Origin of the sequence: Flagellimonas algicola, from assembly GCF_005937185.1 — a bacterium.
GTDB classification, from domain to species: domain Bacteria; phylum Bacteroidota; class Bacteroidia; order Flavobacteriales; family Flavobacteriaceae; genus Flagellimonas; species Flagellimonas algicola.
The window spans coordinates 1591581-1609358 of the sequence record NZ_VCNI01000002.1; the positions used below are offsets into that span (position 1 = coordinate 1591581).

Sequence of the window (17778 nt, forward strand, 5' to 3'; positions counted from 1 at the left end):
ATGTCTCGTAGGTTTTAGTTCTGGGATCTGTAGTTATATTTATAATCCGTCACTAGATTGCCATTGGCATCCTTAACTTCTTTAAGACGGTTGAAGCTGTCATACTCATAATAAATGGTATACCCCCTGGGATCTGTAATACTGGTAACCCCGATTGTGGGGTCATAGGTATATGTGGTTATCTGTGTTTCAGCTAGGGCGGGGTCATTTCTCAATTCGGATAACGCCTCTCGCAGTTCTCCTTCTTTTCCCACATAGACTTTATTGCCCTGTCCATCAGTTGAATCCAATGTTCTGTCATCGTCCTCATCAGATGCCACAATTGCAGCGTCGATTCGATGCTGTATGGCTGTAGTAATTTGACCTTCTTGAAGATTTTCAATACGAGCTATGGGGTATTCATGGTTATAGCCCCAAACGGTATAAATATGTGCCTCGCCTGATTTACTAATATCCAATATGTTGGCGTGGGTATCATAGCTGTGAAATTGTATCCGCTTTTGCAATTGATTGTTGCCGGAATACGCGGTTTTCAAAGTATGAACGGACTCAGCGGAAACGATATTGGGATGCCATTCCTTAAAATATGTTCGACTTAGTCCTAACAGCTCCGTTGGATCGGCGACGCCATCCTTGTTCAAATCTTTATATGTTTCTGTTTGAACGGTTTCTGAAAGGCGGTGAAGATCATCTGTCTTAAGTTTGTCTATGGCAGCTTTTTCGGTAGGGGTCAAATAAGGTTCCCCCAAATCCGTATCAAAAGAAATGTCGTCGGGATAGTACATCTTGGTTATCACTACCTCCTCCTTACTATTGGTGGAAGATGTCTTTGCAACCCTAAAGGAATTATTTGAGGTATACCAATTGTTCGTGCTGGTTGATAAAGTGGTATTGCCCAAATAGTTTTTCTCCTCAACGGAAAAAAGCTTGTCAATTTCCAGAGGTTCGTAGTAGGTGTAATACCTTAAATTATCATTTATAAATGCCCTTTCCACCGCGGCTGTAGATATGTAACAACCAGAAATATTTGTGTTTCGGTCAGATAAAGCCAATTTAAGTCTATGTAGGGGTTTTAGGTTAGTGGTGATATAATTGTACTTTTTTGATTGGATCGTATCATTGTTGTCGTTAAAATGAATTTCCTCTTTTAAATGAACCTTTGCATAAGGTGAATACGATGCGATATCTTTTTCTGCGCTGGAGGATTGATCGTCCCAATTCCCATTGAGGTTGTAAATCTTTTTGGGTTTCGGGGAGGAATAGAAGTACTCTGTCTTGCCGAATGCCTGATTACTTGAATCCACACTTGATATGATAACCTTATCATAGTGCACGGACGACCCGTTAAACTGGATGGGAAATTGTGGCTCAGAAGATATTTGCAGGCTTTTACTTCCGTAGGTTTCTGAAAAAATACATCCACCAAACTCGGTCGAACTCCCATGTTTAAGATCATATTCTTTTAACGTTAAGAAATGAGCTATCATATGATCTTCATCTTGAAGCCCATTAATTGGGTTAACAATATTCTGTTGGGTATGCACTCCTAAAAAGCTACCTACTTCCTGGTTTTCCACGGTTTTTGAACCGTAATTGAATTTTTGTATCCTACTTGGAGTAGTGCTGTTCCCGTCATAGGATTTGATTTCCTTTATTCTTAAACCACCACCAGTCATCAGTTTTTCTTCAGTCACCCCTCCATTGTCGACATACTCGCTCCAGCTCAGCGATAATTCCACGGCTGCCGTTCCAAAAATGTGCGGTTGTGGATCATTAGGATCCAAAGTAGAATTCCCTACATAAGCGGTTGCCTTATATTCCCCAGTTTTAATATTGGTAATATGAAAGGTTCCTGATTCCCTTTCCGTGGGAATATGAAAAACATTGCTATAAACATTATTAAAAAGACCATCGCTCGGAGTAGTAACCCTGATATAGGGCAGTGCAGCCTGAGGGGATTCAGGTGTGTATCTGGACCCCGAGTAGGTAACGGTTATTCCTCCGGGGCTGCTTACCTGTCCATAGCTGAGGTTAAAGGTTGTCGAGGCCTCTGGTGTTGCTACCCAATTCCCCCCAGAATCGGGATTAGCCCCAATTGCTGTGAGGTCGATATCTTTTTGCACTATAGAACTTCCTGTAGTAGTAGTTTCAATATAATAGTAATTGGGTTCATAACTAAACTCGGTGTATCCTCCGGTGGGATAAACAATTTTGTTTAGAATGCCATTTTGGGTATAAGAAAAAATGGGCTCTCTGCTCCCATTGCCCAAACTAAAAGATTGATTGTCGTGGTAATAAGTGAAATCTGGAATTGTTCCAGCATTGGGACCTGCATAATACCCCCAATAATCTTTTTTGGCACTACTTCTTGAAGGGATTTCTCCCGGATTATAGAAAAGTTGGTATTTATTTACCTCCAGATCATTTTCGTCCAAGAATGCAACCTCTTCCAGTTTTGGAGCCCTATTGACCAACGTAGATGAACCTGAATCCTGCCCTACGTAATAGTTGACATTGTTTAGCTGTACTGCCTTTACCTTAATATAGTTTGCAGCACTTTTCCCGAATAAATTCAATTTGGAAAGCATCAACTTGCCCATTGAATTTAATGCATAGTCAATTTCCAATTTCCCATTGGCAAACTCTATGGATTTAACATAACTCATTTCATGGCTGATAATACTGGAATTCGGAGGGTACTCCATTGCAGGAGGCCTTAAACCGGTTGCACCTGGTGGGTTAATTATTTCTTCAATATGGTGTAATTGGCGGGTGGTGCTGTTGGTTTCGGAAAGAACAATGACACTACCCGTTTCGGAGCTCCCGTTGGTATATGTGAAAATTACCTCTTCTTGGTTAGGGTGTTTTATTTTTTCCAGTAACCATCTTCTTCTAAAAAGTTTGTTTTCGTTAGGGTCTTCATAGTCAATTACCTTTGTAAATGAATAGGTATATCCCCGGGAATCCCATACGGTAAATCCATTCGTGTCTTTAATAATTGTTAAATCGCTGTTGCTGGTGCTAAGATTTATGATTTCCCCCAGTTCGTCGAAAAGAAAGTTTCCAGAATGTCCATTGAAATTATATCGGTACTCGTCCAACCCAAAGTCGGCAGCCGTAATGTCTTCTCCCATGATTGTGTTTTTGATTTGAAAGTACAGACCGCTTATTTCATTGATGTCATTTGAATTTTTCCGCGTCTCAATGTCGTTGTATTGGGTCTGCGCATTGTGAGCGAACCAATCGGGGTCGTCATTAATGGTAGCTTCTATGTAGAAGTTGTTAATGTTCAAAGACCATCCCAATCCTATTTCTGAGGACCTTTGGTTCACAGGTATCCCTGCTCCGGAATCATAACTTAAGTAAACCGGAATCTGCAAATCCCTGGTTGACAAAGTCATAAGAGGTATGCTTATAGGAATTACTCCATAGGAGGAGGGAGGTGAAAAACTTCCATAAGTGTCGAAACTTGTCATTCTTGGTTCGGTAGGGTACTTCTGCAAATAATCGTCGAGATCATTTTGAGCTATCGCATTACCAAAAAGTAAAACCATAGCAATACCGCTCATTATTCTATGTAATTCAATCTTAAGCTTCATTGTTCTATCTCTTTTGAAGTGTTTCTATTTCCTTTTTCAACTGAATCACATGCAGTGTCAGCTCCTCAATCTTCTCTAGCAGCAACTTGTTCATTTCTCCAACTGCCATTCCATTGGTTTCCACTTCCTCGGCAGAAGGAATGTTGGGCAGATGTCCGTGTATGTTTATATATTCTTGGATTTCTTCAAGTGTGGGAAGGTCATAATCCTTGTTGAACACGTAATCCGGCCAGGTATCCTGGTCCACACGGATCTCACGGGTACGGATATGTCCATCAACGGCCAGTTTGTACCCTGAAGGAACAGAACTTGTGCCAATGGCAACCGCATCTGAATAGCTAGCCGTGGTACCGTTTTTTGTCCATTCCGCGTTACCGCCGCCAGCAGGTGCAGCTTCCGTGGTTACGTCCAAAAAAAGACTTGCAGGACTCTCATTCTCATAATAATCCAAGGCGGTCACATGAAACTGATATGGAGTTGACGGGGTCAGTTGGTCAGCCGTATAGTCCAGAACATTGGAAAGTGTGTCCACAGCGACGTTGTTTTGGTATACCTTATATCCGGTGACCCCTATATCGTCACCGGCCGCTGTCCAATTAAAAAATACTGAATTACTTGTTTTGGAAACAAGGGTAGGTTGACCAGGTTGTGTCGGCGGCGAACTGTCCAGTTCCTGGATGGAGATATTGTCAATCAGTACGGCTTCCCCAATTGTTGAAGGGGCACCTGCATACACCTTCAAGGTGGCCGAGGTTCCACTCGCTGTCACATTGAACTCGTAGCGGTGCCAGCCTGTTCCATAAAAATCCACACCGGCAAAATCACTAAAACCGTCCCATGACCAAAAGCCACCATCCAAACTCAATGACTTGGCGTGTATAACTATTTTGTATTGGGTATTGGCTGTAGTGGTAAAAGTATATTTCCCACGACTCGCTGCTTCGGCAATGGTCTCTATCCGTAAAGCATAAGATCCTTCGTAAACATCACTGGTCTCTACGGATACGGTGGTTACATTCTGGTTTTGTGGAGTCCATCCTGTTATTGCGTTGGATTCATTGGCAATGCTTCCCGCGTTGCTTTCGGTATGAAGTTCTTGAGCAAAACTACTGCCAAAGCACATAGTTGTTAGAATGAAGATTTGGGATAATTTGTTCATTGTATTTGTTGTTTAATAATATATTATTCCTATGGATTAATTTTAGTTTATAACTATACTTTGAAATTAATTGCGAACTGTTTTTCTAAATTCCGTTCCGTTTTTTTTTTAGATTATCGTTTGGATTTAAGGGCTGCTTTAAGCTGTTTTAACTCTTCTTGCTGCTTTTCAAGTAATCTGTTCTGTTGAATTGCAAATAAGGTCAACTGCTCTATTTTTTCCAGTAGCAACCTGTCCATTTTTCCTAGGTCGGTCCCGTTTTGAGTTACTTCTTCTGCTGATGGTATTTTGGGCAAATGGCCATTCGCTTCAATAAAGGATTTGATTTCCTCCAATGTGGGTAAGTCATAATCTTCGTCGAAAACATAATCGGGCCAATCGTCCTGGTCTACTCGGATTTCTCTAGTACGAATATCGCCGTCAACTGCAAGTTGGTAACCACTGGGAACAGTGCTGGTTCCAATGGCAACCTCACCGGAATAACTCGCCGTAGAACCATTCTTGGTCCAAACCGCGCTACCCCCTCCATTGGATCCGTTTTCCGTGGTCACAGAAACAGTGGGACTTTGGGCGCTCTCGTTCAGGGCAGCATCCAAGGCAGATACGGTAAAGTCGTAAGTGATTCCTGAGGTTAGACCAGTAGCCTGATAAGAGGTTAGATTACCAGAAGTGCCATCTAAAATTCCGTCTTTATAAATTCTATAGTCGGTCACTCCAACATCATCAGTCGAACTGTTCCAGGAAAGATCAACCGTAGTTTGGGATTGGGCAGTACTCTGTAAGCCTGTTGGCACCGATGGGGCTTGGGTGTCGCTTCCCACTGATGGATTTAACAACTCGGCTATCGTTGGTTCTTGTCCGTTTACTTCATAGACTGTTGGTTCGTAAAAATGTAATTCATCCAAGTTATTATCATCTATTAAAAAAGCTCGGTGTCTAATTTTAGTTGCTGTTGGGGCAAACTTGAATTCCCTTAGGCTAGCCACCTTTGTACCATCGGTGCTATATATTCCACTTTCAATTGTAGTAGAGGTATGTGTGTGCGGGTTTACATAGGCCACGAATAAATACCACTCATTAAATGATGGGAATGATACATTGGATGACCCAAAATATGAGTTACTTTCAATTGTTCCATCCAGTTTTAGTGATGCGTTATTATCAGAAGCATCAAGAGCGTTGAAGCCAAAGTAGGATTTACCATCATTTGAATTTATTTTTTTGAGCCATACGGTAAAACGATACTTTTTTGAAGAATCTATGGTAAAATATGGGGTTAGCCAACCACCATCATTGCCTGAAGTGTCATCTGCTAAACCTTTCCAGATAATAACTTGTTGGGTTGTCGAATGTGGTCCGTAATCAAGTTCGCGTACATTTTTTGCGGCCGAACCATACCTGGGAAAATCCGATAGGTAATCGTTGCCCACGGTCCACGTGGATGTGTCTAGCAGATTATTTTGGGCAATGGCCTGTGTTGAAAGGAACAGAATTGCCAAGATTTGTATGGTACTCTTTTTTTTGAAGAAAGACTTTAGAGACCTATTTTTTTTCATTATTGGACTTTTTTAGTTGGTCTATTTCTTTTTTTAACTGAAGTATATAGAGTATCTGTTGTTCGATTTTTTCCAACAACAGTCTGTTCATCTCACCCACATTCATTCCATTGGTTTCAACTTCCTTTGCGGATGGAATGTTGGGCAAATGTCCTTTTTCATCAATATGTTTTTGGATTTCATCAAGTGTGGGAAGTTGATAGTCCTTATCAAAGACATAGTCTGGCCAGGTGTCTTGATCCACGCGAATTTCTCGAGTACGGATGTTGCCATCAACAGCCAGTTGGTAACCACTGGGAACAGTACTGGTTCCAATCGCGACCTCACCGGAATAACTCGCCGTTGAACCATTCTTTGTCCAAACCGTGCTCCCGCCTCCACTGGATCCGTTTTCCGTTGTCACAGATACGGGGGTACTCTGGGCGCTCTCGTTCTGGGCGGCATCCAAGGCAGATACGGTAAAGTCGTAAGTGATTCCACTGGTTAGACCAGTAGCCTGATAAGAGGTTAGATTACCAGAGGTCCCGTCTAAAGTTCCATCTTTATATACTCTATAGTTGGTCACTCCAAAGTCATCTGTTGAACTGTTCCAGGAAAGGTCAACCGTAGTTTGGGATTGGGCAGTGCTCTGTAAGCCAGTTGGCACAGAGGGGGCTTGGGTGTCGTTTCCTCCTGCAGGGTTTAGTAGCTCTGAAATTGTGGGCTCAGTTCCGTCCACCATGTAAACAGTGGGGCCGAAAAAATGAAGCTCATCCGCGGCATTTTCTCCTTGCCAATAATAAGCTCGATGTTTAGCTGAAACGCTGGTTGTACTAAATTTGAAATCTCCAACATCAGCAACTTTTACCTCGTTCATGTCGTAAATACCACCTGAACTTGTGGTTCCTCCATATCCACTGTGGTGAACAAAAGCCACATAAAGGTACCAATGGTCTAATTGTGGTATTGAAGTCTTAAAGATGGGATTTGCATTGACTCCTCCACTGAGATTAAGAATAGTATCATCGCCGTTTGAATTGTAAGCTTCCGTGCCAAACACCTCAAATCCAGTAAGGGTATTGGTTTTTTTCATCCAAACCGTAAACCTATAAGTTTTAGTATGATCGATTGGAAAGGTATCCGATAGCCATCCACCACTGGATGTTGGAGTTTGGGGAATGCCCTTCCAAATTATGGATTGGTTCCCATGAGGATCAGTGTCCAATTCTCTAATATTTTCATTTGAAGACCCATAAGCCGGGAATCCCGTAACAGATCCACTTCCAATGGACCAAGTGGATGTGTCCAGCAAGTTAGTTTGACTGTAAGAATTAAAAAGGGTAAATAGAGTAAATGCACCAAACGCTAGTAGGTGTTTCATGTTCATGCTAGATTAAGATTTAAAAGGAAAAGGTTGTTGGTACAAAAACGGAGCTCGGGTGTCCGTAAAACAAGTAAGTGGGGCATGCTAAGTAGGTTAATTTAATATGTAAATACTTTATTTGGGAAAAATATTTACGCCGCAATTATATCGCTTTATTCTGATTAATAATATAATAATTTTCTTTTTTCGATGAACTACAAACCAAAATGAAAAAACTTACATTTTTTACAGATAATTATAATAATCAATTTCTTTTTCAGTTAATGGTATCACCAAATCAAGACTATCTTATTTATGTCAAAAAGCATTCTGCAAAGGAAAATTCCGGCACTAAACCTACAGGAAACCCTTATAGTACTAGCTATTATCGGAATATTGCTCTTACTGGCACTTCCCAATTTGATGCCCTTGATATCCAAGGCAAAGAGTATTGAGGCACAGACCCAGCTCAAGGCCCTCTACAATTCCCAGACTACCTACAGGTATCTGCATAGTAAGTATACCCCAGATATTGACGAACTGGATTTTGTGGCTCCCAGGACTGTGGAAGAAAATGGAACTGCCAATTACAGGTATGAAATATTGCAAGCATCCAACGCAACCTTCAAGGCCCGGGCAGAAGCCATTACCGATTTTGATGGTGATGGGGTGATGAACGTTTGGGAAATAGACGAAAGCGGAAACCCTAAACAAACCATTAAGGACTGATGCTCCTCCTACAACTCTTTACAATGACCGGATTTGCCGTAGTGGCCTTTCAGGATTTCAAGGAAAGGGCTGTTACGTGGATATTGCTTCCCATATTGGGAATCCTATTGGCCAGTCTCCATATTTGGCATGTGGGTCTTGAATTTTTTTGGTTCTTTACCCTTTCCAACCTTTTGCTTATCAGCTGTGTACTACTAGTACTTTGGTTGTGCACCAAATACATTCTTAAGAAAGCATTTCTGGATGTTAGTTTTGGTCTTGGCGATATGCTTTTCTTTTATGCTTTTGCATTGGGATTTCCCACCTTGACCTTTATCATCCTTTTTGTATCGGCAATAGGATTTTCCTTGATCGCTTTCACCATTCTTCGAGTATTCAGGAAAACAGATTCCGTACCCTTGGCAGGTTTGATGGCACTTTATCTTATTGGGGTGGTACTACTTAGTTTTTTCCCCAACTCCCCATGCCTATATCTTATTTAATGAAAAACAAACAGTTTCACATATCACCGCAACTACAACAATGCATCTCGGCAGAACAGGCTTTTCACTATAGAGTTGTTCCCGTTGCCCAGGATGAAAATGGCCTTAAACTTAAAACCGATAGTGAATCCCTTCAAGAGTTATTGGCCGAGCTCAATATCGTATTGGATTCCAAAGTGCATTTGGAAGCTTGTGATAGCGAAGAACTACAGCAATACCTCACCACCAACTACAGACAGGGAAAATCCAAAGATTTGGCACAACTCACCTATGTAACCGATTTTTTGGAGAATATACTGCTGGAGGCTAAATCCCTTGGTAGTAGTGATATTCACTTTGAGCCCTATGAAAATCAGTGTAGGGTAAGATTCCGATTGGACGGTAAGCTTTTGGAATACTACAACATTCCCATCCAGGATTATCCAACCATGGTGAACAAGGTGAAGATCAGGGCACAATTGGACATAGCCGAAAAAAGATTGCCCCAGGATGGGCGGATTACCGTGAAATCCAATCAGGGTGAGTTTGATATCAGGGTTTCATCCCTCCCTACTTTACATGGTGAAAAGTTGGTGCTGCGAATTTTAGCCAAAGACAACGCAGCAGGGCAGTTGGAGGATTTAGGAATGAATGAGAAAGAGCTGCTTAGCTATACGGAAGGCATAAAAAAGCCCAATGGTATTGTTTTGATTTCAGGCCCAACGGGTTCTGGAAAGACTACAACACTCTATGCCACTTTAAAACTATTGAATACAGGCAATAGCAATATCCTAACTATAGAAGACCCCATTGAATATACTTTGGAGGGAATCAACCAGGTACAGTTAAAGGAGAACATTGGTTTGGACTTTGCCAGTTCTTTGAGAACTTTTTTAAGACAGGATCCAGACATAATCATGGTAGGTGAGATTCGCGATGTGAAAACAGCCAATATGGCCATTAGAGCAGCTTTGACCGGACATTTGGTGTTGTCAACGATCCATACCAACTCGGCATGGGCCACCATTTCAAGACTCATAGATATGGGCGTACCGGCATTTTTGATTGCCAGTACCTTGAACATGAGCGTGGCACAACGCTTAGTTCGGAAACTTTGTAATAGCTGCAAAAAAGAAGAACCTGTGAACAAAGATGTTTTTCCCTCCAATTTTGACATTCCTACAGATCTGAAATCGCATCACGTGGCCACGGGATGCAATGCATGTCATCATACCGGTTATGAGGGAAGAAAAGCCATCTATGAAATCCTACCTATTTCAAAGGAATTGGCAAAACCCATAAAGGACAATGTCCTTGAGATTGAACACTATTTAAAGGAAAAAAATATTTCAACATTAAAAAGCAACGCCCTGGAGCTGGTCAAGCAAGGGGTAACCTCTGTAGAGGAAGTGTATTCCCTACTAAGCAATTGATCTATGAAAAAAAGTGTTTTTCTCTTTTTATTTCTTTTGGGCAGTTTTGGTTTCGCCCAACACACGGACAGGTTTCAAAACATAAGCAACCATCTGGAACTGCTTGCGGTAGAGAACCCATCATTCAACGAAACCTTAAAACTAGAGGTAAATGTGAGCAATGTGACCCTGCCCAATTTTCTCATTGCGGTCTCCAAGGTGCATAACCTGAACTTGAGCGTCGCCAATGATATTTCCAATATCAAAATTGTCAACAATTTTTCCAATGTCACCATTTCCGATCTGTTACTTTTTATGTGCAAGGAGTATAATTTGACCATTGATTTCACTGGAAGTATCCTGGCTATCAAAAAGTACCTTCCTCCTCCGCCAAAGGAAACCCAGAAGGCTTTTTTGGTACAATGGAACCCCGGGGCTAATAGTATTACGTTGGATATCAATGATATACCCTTGGAACAGGTTTTCCGAAAAATCATGGAGTCTTCCGGGGAGAATTTACTTTATGCCAACAGCCTTAAGAACAATCCCGTCAATGTTTATCTCAATAACGTTCCCTTTGATACAGCCATGGAAAAGCTGGCGGAACTCAATAACCTAAACCATTCCAAATCCCGGGACGGATTTTATCTCTTCAGTGCCAATGAGGGAGGTTCCAACAATTCGCGTTTGGGTAAAGGTGGCCGGAATGGGATGCATTATGAGGTTTTGGACACCATCAACAAGATTCTAAATGTTGACTTCACCAATGCCTCAATTGCCGACATTATTGAATCGTTGAGTTATGATTTAAAGCTTGACGTGTACACGGCAACTCCACTGGAGAATGCAGGAAATGTGACCTTTAACGCCGGGAATATCTTTTTCGATGATCTTTTGGCCCATATTTTCGAGGGCCAGTCCAAGAGTCGTCCGGCCCCAATTCCGCAAACCAATCAACCTAGGGGTAGGAACAGCCCCAATAACAACAATGCTAATCAAAGTACGGCTGTCACGAATAACTTTACATTCAAAAAAGAAAACAACATTTACTTTTTTGGGACCGCGGATCAGCTGAGTCTGCGCAAGGTGGAAATTATACAGATGATGCACCGTTCCGTGGAGTTGATGAGCGACCCTGCCAACTATTCAGGAGGATATAGAACGGCAGGAAGAACCAATACGGGCAACGTAAACTACTTCTCCAACGGTCAAAATTCGTTTGGTCCAAATGGCCAACGAAATCTGGACAACCAAAGATCCATCAACACCAGGGGAAATGGTTTTGAAGGCTATCAAAGTGGTACGGAGGCTTTGGTGAACATTCTTCCAGAGGAAATAAAGGCCGAACTGGACATAAAAGTGGATTTTGAGTTGAACAGTTTTTTGGTCAGCGGGCCCTCGGCAAACATCCAACGGTTTAAAAATTTCATTCAGGAAATAGATAAGCCCATACCTGTTGTACTCATAGAAGTAATGATTATTGAAGTCCGAAAATCTTCTTTGGTAGAGACAGGTATCAGTTGGGGTATTGGGGACAGTCCCGTAGAGACCAAAGGAAATCTATTTCCCAATACAGACTTGACTCTGGGTGCCAAAACCGTGAACAAAGTCATCGGTGGATTTGACGGGTTTGGATCTTTCAATATTGGCAAAGTCGTACCGGAATTTTTTGCCACCATCAAGGCCATGGAAGAGGACGGAAACATCAAAATACGATCTACCCCTAAATTGTCTACTTTAAATGGACATAGGGCGAATTTGTCCATTGGGGAAACCACCTATTATGTCATAACCAACCAGAATTTTTTCGGCTCCCAGGTTCCCACAACTTCGGAAGTACGAAATTATGCGCCAATTGACGCCGAGCTCGGGGTAAGTATAAAACCATTGGTGTCCGGGGATGGACAAGTGACCCTGGACATCAATGTCATACAGTCGGATTTTAGTGGGGAACGTATCGAAGAGGATGCCCCTCCCGGATTGACCTCTAGGGAATTCAGCTCCATAATCAGGATGCAAAACCAGGATTTGGCCATACTGGGCGGACTTGAGGAGAAAATCAAAAATGACTCCGGAAGCGGGGTTCCCTTGCTCGCTCGAGTGCCAGTTCTGAAATGGCTTTTTAGCAAGCGAAAACGTGAAGACACCAAACAAAAGCTGACGATCTTGATCAAGCCCACCGTTATCTATTGATTTTGAAAAATTGGTTAAAACATATCGTTGAAGGCAACAGCTATCAAGGCTTGGAGATTTTTGAAATCGAAGGCAAAATTTGGTATGCTTTGTTGCATGTTCAGAAAGAAAAGGATGAACTCCATGTGCGGTTTGAGAAGACTTTTGATTCTTTGGATAAAGTGACTTCCCATATTCATAGGAACACCATTTTGTTCCTTACGGTGAACACTTCCCAAATATTGACCCGAAGGGTGGATGTGGCATCCAAAATTGGTTCGGAACAGATGGTAGTGACCGCTTTTCCCAATTTGGATCTGGAAAATTTCTATTTCCAAACCATGGATTTAAACGGGAACCAACAAGTGGCCATCAGTAAAAGAGATTATTTGGGCTCCCTTATGGAAGAGTTGGCTGGATATGGGCTTTCCCCAGTGCAAGTTGCCTTGGGAACCACGCCAGTTCAATTCATTTTGGGTCACATGGATTCGGTTGAGATCTTTGGGTCCAACTACAAACTATCTCAAGACGGGAAATTGGAGATGACCCATAACTCCTCCGATGAGAAAGTGAAGATGGGCGAGTTGATGTTGTCATCAGCGAGTATAACTTCCTTTGCCCAAATATTGGGACATCTAAAAAGAATGCCGGAATTGGGGAACCTTGTAACAACCAACATGTTCCTGTTCAATGAATTCAAGAATAGACGTTTATTTCACTTTGGACTGCGGTGGTCCTTGGGCATTTTCCTCGGTATTCTACTAGTAAACTTTTTATACTATTCCAGCTATCAAAGTGAATTGGGAAACATGGAAATACAAGCCTCGGCCCAACAGCAATTGAATCTGTTTAACGCAATGCAAGAGCGGGTAGCCCTTAAAGAAGAAAAACTTATGGCGGTTACCAATGCCGTCAATTCCAAATCGTCTTTCTACTTAGACCGTATAGCACTGGAATTACCATCTTCAGTTTTGTTGGACAAAATTACATATCAGCCCACATTAAAACCGGTTAGGGATGGGAAGGTTATTGAGTTGCAAGAAAAAGTAATTCTTGTGGCCGGTGTTACGCAGAGCAAGTTAGAATTTATTGCGTGGACAAGTGAACTGGAAAACAAAGTGTGGGTGGATAAAGTGGAAATCGAATCTTATGAGTATGTTTCAAAACAAAGGGATCGGTTTGCTTTAAAAATGTATTTGGATGAAGCTAAATAAAAAGAACAAATACTTGATTGGCGGAATCCTTGCGATGGCATTTGCATGCTATTTCTTGGCAGTGAAAAAGACATTCGAGCTCAAGGGTGAAATGGCTGTTACCAATGACCATCAAGAAAAATATGTGAATGTTAATCATGAACTTGCGAAATTGTCCAAGAAGGAACAAAACTTGGATTTACAACTTAGCAGTTTGGATTTGGACAATTCATCCGTTCAGAACAATCTTCTGAGGATTCTTAATGAACAAAGTGAGGCCTACGGCATTAAAATAATAGCATTCAACGCCCCTCATGTTACCCAGCACAACAATACCAAGGTAAAAACACAGATCTTCACTTTGGAAGGGAGTTATGTTTCAATCCTGAAAATGCTCCATGAGCTGGAGAAAAAAGGAGGTTTTGGGCGGGTATCCCATGTTGACTATGAAAAGAACCGCGATTTTAGGAACAGAACTTCACGTTTACAGACAACAATATTTCTCAAGGAGGTAAAATAATTCTAGGTTTAAATAACCCCCTCTTTTTTCAATTTCTAGAAAAGAGAATTGAAAAACTAAATAGGCATTAGCAATTTAGAAGGGATAAATGTGTGAAACAATAGAAAAACCCCAGAAAATCTAAGGGTTTTATGTAGTTGGTTTTCATGACTATTTTCTATATTGGAATATTCCAATAACTGACTTATCTTCTTATGTTTTCTTCCCCAAAAATACCCATAAGAGGGTATTGAATTAGTTTCCAAAAAATTAAAACTTTCAAATTACTTAATTTATTGGCATGGAATATTATAGAATAAAATACTTCAAAAACAAGGAATATACCGAGCGCTGTGTATGCCTATTAAAATCATTAAGAGAGGGTTTGAGTCGTCAAATCCCTAAAAGGCAATTAAATGAAACTTTGATTTTTGGAACATGGAACATTAGGGAATTTGATGGGAATAATAAAAAGTATGGCCCGCGCAAAGAAGATGACTTCTTTTACATAGCCGAAATAATTTCTCGATTCGACCTTTTGGCAATTCAGGAAATAAATGAGGACTTAACTCCACTAAAAAAAGTACTCAAAATCCTAGGCAAGAACTATGAATATATTGTTACAGATGTAGCTGCATGGAAGGCAGGAGGTAATAATGAACGATTGGGTTTTATATACGATAAAAGAACAGTACGCTTCAAGGGCCTAGCAGGAGAGCTTGTTTTGCCCCAAGATATGCTTATTAGAAATAATGATGGAATCGTCGAAAGACAATTTTCACGAACGCCTTTTAAGTGTTCTTTCCAAGCAGGATGGTTTAAGTTTAAGGTAACAACGGTGCATATTTATTTTGGAGAGGAAAGCGAAAGTTCAAAAAAGTTCCAGAGAAGAATAGATGAAATTGACAAAGTGGCCAAAGTAATTGCCAAAAACGCAAAAAAAGAGAGTAAGAGTTCTCAAGGAAGAACATGGTTCAATCCCTATAATTATTTTATTGTCGGCGACTTTAACATCGTTGGTGAGGGCAATATTTCGTATGATGCTCTTGCAAAAAATGGATTTAAAACTGTAAAAAACAGGAAAGGATCCAATAGAAGTAGGACAAAATTTTATGATCAAATTTCTTACTACAAGACCACCGACTTGGATTTTGAATGGAAGGACTCCAATAAATCTTCAAAGCAAGACCACAATAATTGGGATAGAACATTTAATTTTTTCAACTACGTCTATACGGATAAACAATTTCCTTTATTTAAAAAAGATGTAGCGAATTATGTTAGTAGAAGTAAGGACATATTCTTAGATGAGAATCAAAAATTGAAAACTAAACTAGAGGATTTAAAAGCAAAATTAAGTGATGCTACTTTATCTGCATCGAAGCGGAAGATTTTTATTGGGCGTCAAAAAAAAGCCCAAGGTAAATTAGAATATCATCTTGCCCTTTTAGCAGAAGATGATGCAGCCCAAAGAAAATTCTACAAAGAATCTCCTTGGAACACCTTTCAAATAAGTGATCATCTGCCTTTGTGGGTTGAAATTGACATCAATAAAAGTGAAGAATATTTGAATAGTGCATTTTAAAACACTTAACCACCGTTTTTGTGAACTAATAAGTCAAACGGCAGTAATCCATGAAAGTTCATTTAAATGTGGAATTAATTACCACTTGCCTTAAAAGGTAGAATCTCAAAAAGATAGTTCGTATGAGAAGAAGTATGTGATGCCTTGGAAAATGGATGACTGCAGATCAATTTTCTTTAAGCAATTGTATCCGCGTCCCAGGATTGTAAAGCAAGAAAAGGATAGTATCTACTTTTTTCCCTAGTTTTTCTCCTAAAATTTTAAAGGCTCTGGTTATATGCCCTTCAACCGTTTTAATGGAAACTCCAAGGTGTTCGGAGATTTCAACATGGGTCAGCCCCTCTTTTTTGTTCAATAGGAAGATGTGTTTGCATTTTTTGGGCAGGTTGTCGATTTCCACATTCACCAATTTGATCAGTTCGTCCAGGTTTTCCTCTTCTTTTTCAATGACCAAATCCAATGCCTCCATATATTTCTTTTCCAAAAAAATCACAGGCTTGTTTTTTCGGTATTGATCAATAAACTCGTTGTACACCGATTTGTACAGGTAATTTTTTATGGAAAAGTTAGGGTTTATCTTTTTTCGGTTGGTCCAGACCTCTACAAATACATTTTGAACAATATCTTCTGCCCTGCCATGATCTTTGGTCAAAGTATAGGCATAGCTACAAAGCTTTTGATAGAAAGCATCCATCAAAAAATCATATGCCTTGGCATCACCGGAACTTAAGCGCTTCGCCAAAAAAAAGTTTTTTTCAAAGGCCATAGTTTAGCTGAGTTATTCTTAAAAAAAAGGAATGGATGGTGCACAAATCTAAAAAAAAAGAACAAAAAAATAGAGGGGTATCAGTTTTTCGCACGTAATGTTAGTATAATGTCATAATGTGGAGAATCCAAAAATTCATAGAACAATAGTGAAATTCCTTAATAAGGAAGCAAACCAGAACGAACTGGAAGAACTGGAAGTTTGGTTGCAGGACAAAAGCAACAATTCCGTTTTTGACCGCTTTGTTCGCACAGAATATCTTACTGCACTTTACATGGGAGAATACAACATAACCAAAGCAAAGGAATCGATCGGTCAAAAGCTTAGAAAATCAGAACGGCGAAAAAAAATGCTGATCTACAAAAAATTATCTGTTGCCGCCTCGATTCTTTTGATCATGGGGCTGTCCTTTTTGTACCTTAAGGATCAAAGGATTACAGCTACAACCGATAACGTAAACCAAATCGTCATTGGTTCGAACAAGGCCGTACTTACCTTGGAAAATGGCAATCAAGTGGCTCTGGGTAAAGGTAAGAGCTACGAAACAGGAAATGTCAAAAGTAACGGCGAAGAACTTGTTTACAATGCTCAAGTTAAAGAGGCCGACGCAAACGAAAAATTACTCTTCAACCAGTTGACCGTTCCCAAGGGTGGGCAGTTTTTTGTTCAGTTATCCGATGGTACACAGGTTTGGTTGAACTCAGATTCAAAATTGCGGTATCCAACAAAATTTATTAAAGGAGAAACACGTGAAATAGAGCTTGTATATGGTGAGGCTTATTTGAAAGTGTCTCCGAGCACGCTGCACAATGGGGCTACTTTCCACGTGAAGACCAAAGGTCAAGAGGTAGGTGTTTTGGGAACCGAGTTTAACATAAAGGCCTATTCCGATGACCCAAAAATTGAGACCACCCTGGTCGAAGGAAAAATTAAGGTTGAGACCAAGGGAGCAAAGAGAGTTCTACGTCCAAACCAGCAATCGCGAATTGGTTCAGATGCTAATCAAATAGAAGTTGTAGAAGTAGATGCTGCAGAGGCAGTTTCGTGGATCAAAGGATTGTTCACTTTCAACGAAGAATCTTTGGGGGAAATGATGAAAGTCCTATCCCGATGGTATGATGTGGATGTGGTCTTCGAATCCGTCGAGCACCAAGATTTTGCGTTCACAGGTGTACTCGAAAAAACCAAGTCGTTTGTAGATATCCTTGAACTTATCGCGGCTACCAGCGAAGGTGAGATTGCATTTGAAATAGAAGGGAAAACAATAATCATTAAATAAAAAAGGAAAAGGCCAGCACCTTGGAC

The 17778-nt window shown here is 40.6% G+C and carries 13 protein-coding genes; 8 read left to right on the forward strand and 5 right to left on the reverse strand.

Features of this window, described 5'->3' with window-relative positions:
- Nucleotides 1-14: 14 nt before the first annotated feature.
- From FGG15_RS15965 to FGG15_RS15980, 4 genes are all read right to left on the reverse strand, one after another.
- The gene (locus FGG15_RS15965) at nt 15-3599 is read right to left on the reverse strand and encodes an RHS repeat domain-containing protein (protein ID WP_138838035.1); all 3585 of its coding nucleotides are present in this window, start codon (nt 3597-3599) and stop codon (nt 15-17) included.
- A 4-nt stretch (nt 3600-3603) separates the two neighbouring features.
- A complete protein-coding gene (locus FGG15_RS15970; protein ID WP_138838037.1) occupies nt 3604-4758 on the reverse strand; it encodes a fibronectin type III domain-containing protein in 1155 nt (384 codons plus the stop codon).
- A 113-nt stretch (nt 4759-4871) separates the two neighbouring features.
- The gene (locus FGG15_RS15975) at nt 4872-6314 is read right to left on the reverse strand and encodes a fibronectin type III domain-containing protein (RefSeq protein ID WP_138838039.1); all 1443 of its coding nucleotides are present in this window, start codon (nt 6312-6314) and stop codon (nt 4872-4874) included.
- Entirely contained in the window at nt 6301-7674 is a 1374-nt protein-coding gene (locus tag FGG15_RS15980; protein ID WP_138838041.1) for a fibronectin type III domain-containing protein, read from the reverse strand. Before FGG15_RS15980 ends, FGG15_RS15975 begins: the two co-directional genes overlap by 14 nt.
- A 297-nt stretch (nt 7675-7971) precedes the next feature.
- Between FGG15_RS15980 and FGG15_RS15985 the strand changes: the two genes are divergently transcribed.
- The 7 genes from FGG15_RS15985 to FGG15_RS16015 all read left to right on the forward strand — a co-directional run bounded on the left by FGG15_RS15985 (nt 7972) and on the right by FGG15_RS16015 (nt 15707).
- Nucleotides 7972-8385: a general secretion pathway protein GspG gene (locus tag FGG15_RS15985; protein ID WP_138838043.1), complete on the forward strand. Its 414-nt coding sequence runs from the start codon at nt 7972-7974 to the stop codon at nt 8383-8385.
- The gene (locus FGG15_RS15990; RefSeq protein WP_138838045.1) at nt 8385-8867 is read left to right on the forward strand and encodes a hypothetical protein; all 483 of its coding nucleotides are present in this window, start codon (nt 8385-8387) and stop codon (nt 8865-8867) included. The genes FGG15_RS15985 and FGG15_RS15990 overlap by 1 nt, the downstream gene beginning before the upstream one ends.
- Nucleotides 8867-10279 carry a GspE/PulE family protein gene (locus FGG15_RS15995; protein ID WP_138838047.1) on the forward strand — a complete coding sequence of 471 codons (1413 nt, stop codon included), beginning with the start codon at nt 8867-8869 and terminating at the stop codon, nt 10277-10279. Before FGG15_RS15990 ends, FGG15_RS15995 begins: the two co-directional genes overlap by 1 nt.
- A gap of 3 nt (nt 10280-10282) precedes the next feature.
- Complete coding sequence (locus FGG15_RS16000; protein WP_138838049.1) at nt 10283-12451, forward strand: type II secretion system protein GspD; 2169 nt, start codon at nt 10283-10285, stop codon at nt 12449-12451.
- 2 nt (nt 12452-12453) lie between these two features.
- Entirely contained in the window at nt 12454-13644 is a 1191-nt protein-coding gene (locus tag FGG15_RS16005) for a hypothetical protein (RefSeq protein ID WP_138838051.1), read from the forward strand.
- Nucleotides 13631-14143 (forward strand): hypothetical protein, encoded by a 513-nt coding sequence (locus FGG15_RS16010; protein WP_138838052.1) that lies wholly within the window; start codon nt 13631-13633, stop codon nt 14141-14143. The genes FGG15_RS16005 and FGG15_RS16010 overlap by 14 nt, the downstream gene beginning before the upstream one ends.
- A gap of 280 nt (nt 14144-14423) precedes the next feature.
- On the forward strand, nt 14424-15707 hold the full coding sequence (locus tag FGG15_RS16015) for an endonuclease/exonuclease/phosphatase family protein (RefSeq protein ID WP_138838053.1): 1284 nt from the start codon (nt 14424-14426) through the stop codon (nt 15705-15707).
- A 166-nt stretch (nt 15708-15873) separates the two neighbouring features.
- On the opposite strand, the gene FGG15_RS16020 is transcribed toward FGG15_RS16015, so the two are convergent.
- On the reverse strand, nt 15874-16449 hold the full coding sequence (locus FGG15_RS16020; protein ID WP_237561838.1) for an RNA polymerase sigma factor: 576 nt from the start codon (nt 16447-16449) through the stop codon (nt 15874-15876).
- A gap of 172 nt (nt 16450-16621) precedes the next feature.
- On the opposite strand from FGG15_RS16020, the gene FGG15_RS16025 reads away from it, so the two are divergent.
- Nucleotides 16622-17752 carry a FecR family protein gene (locus FGG15_RS16025; protein ID WP_138838060.1) on the forward strand — a complete coding sequence of 377 codons (1131 nt, stop codon included), beginning with the start codon at nt 16622-16624 and terminating at the stop codon, nt 17750-17752.
- Nucleotides 17753-17778: the final 26 nt, after the last annotated feature.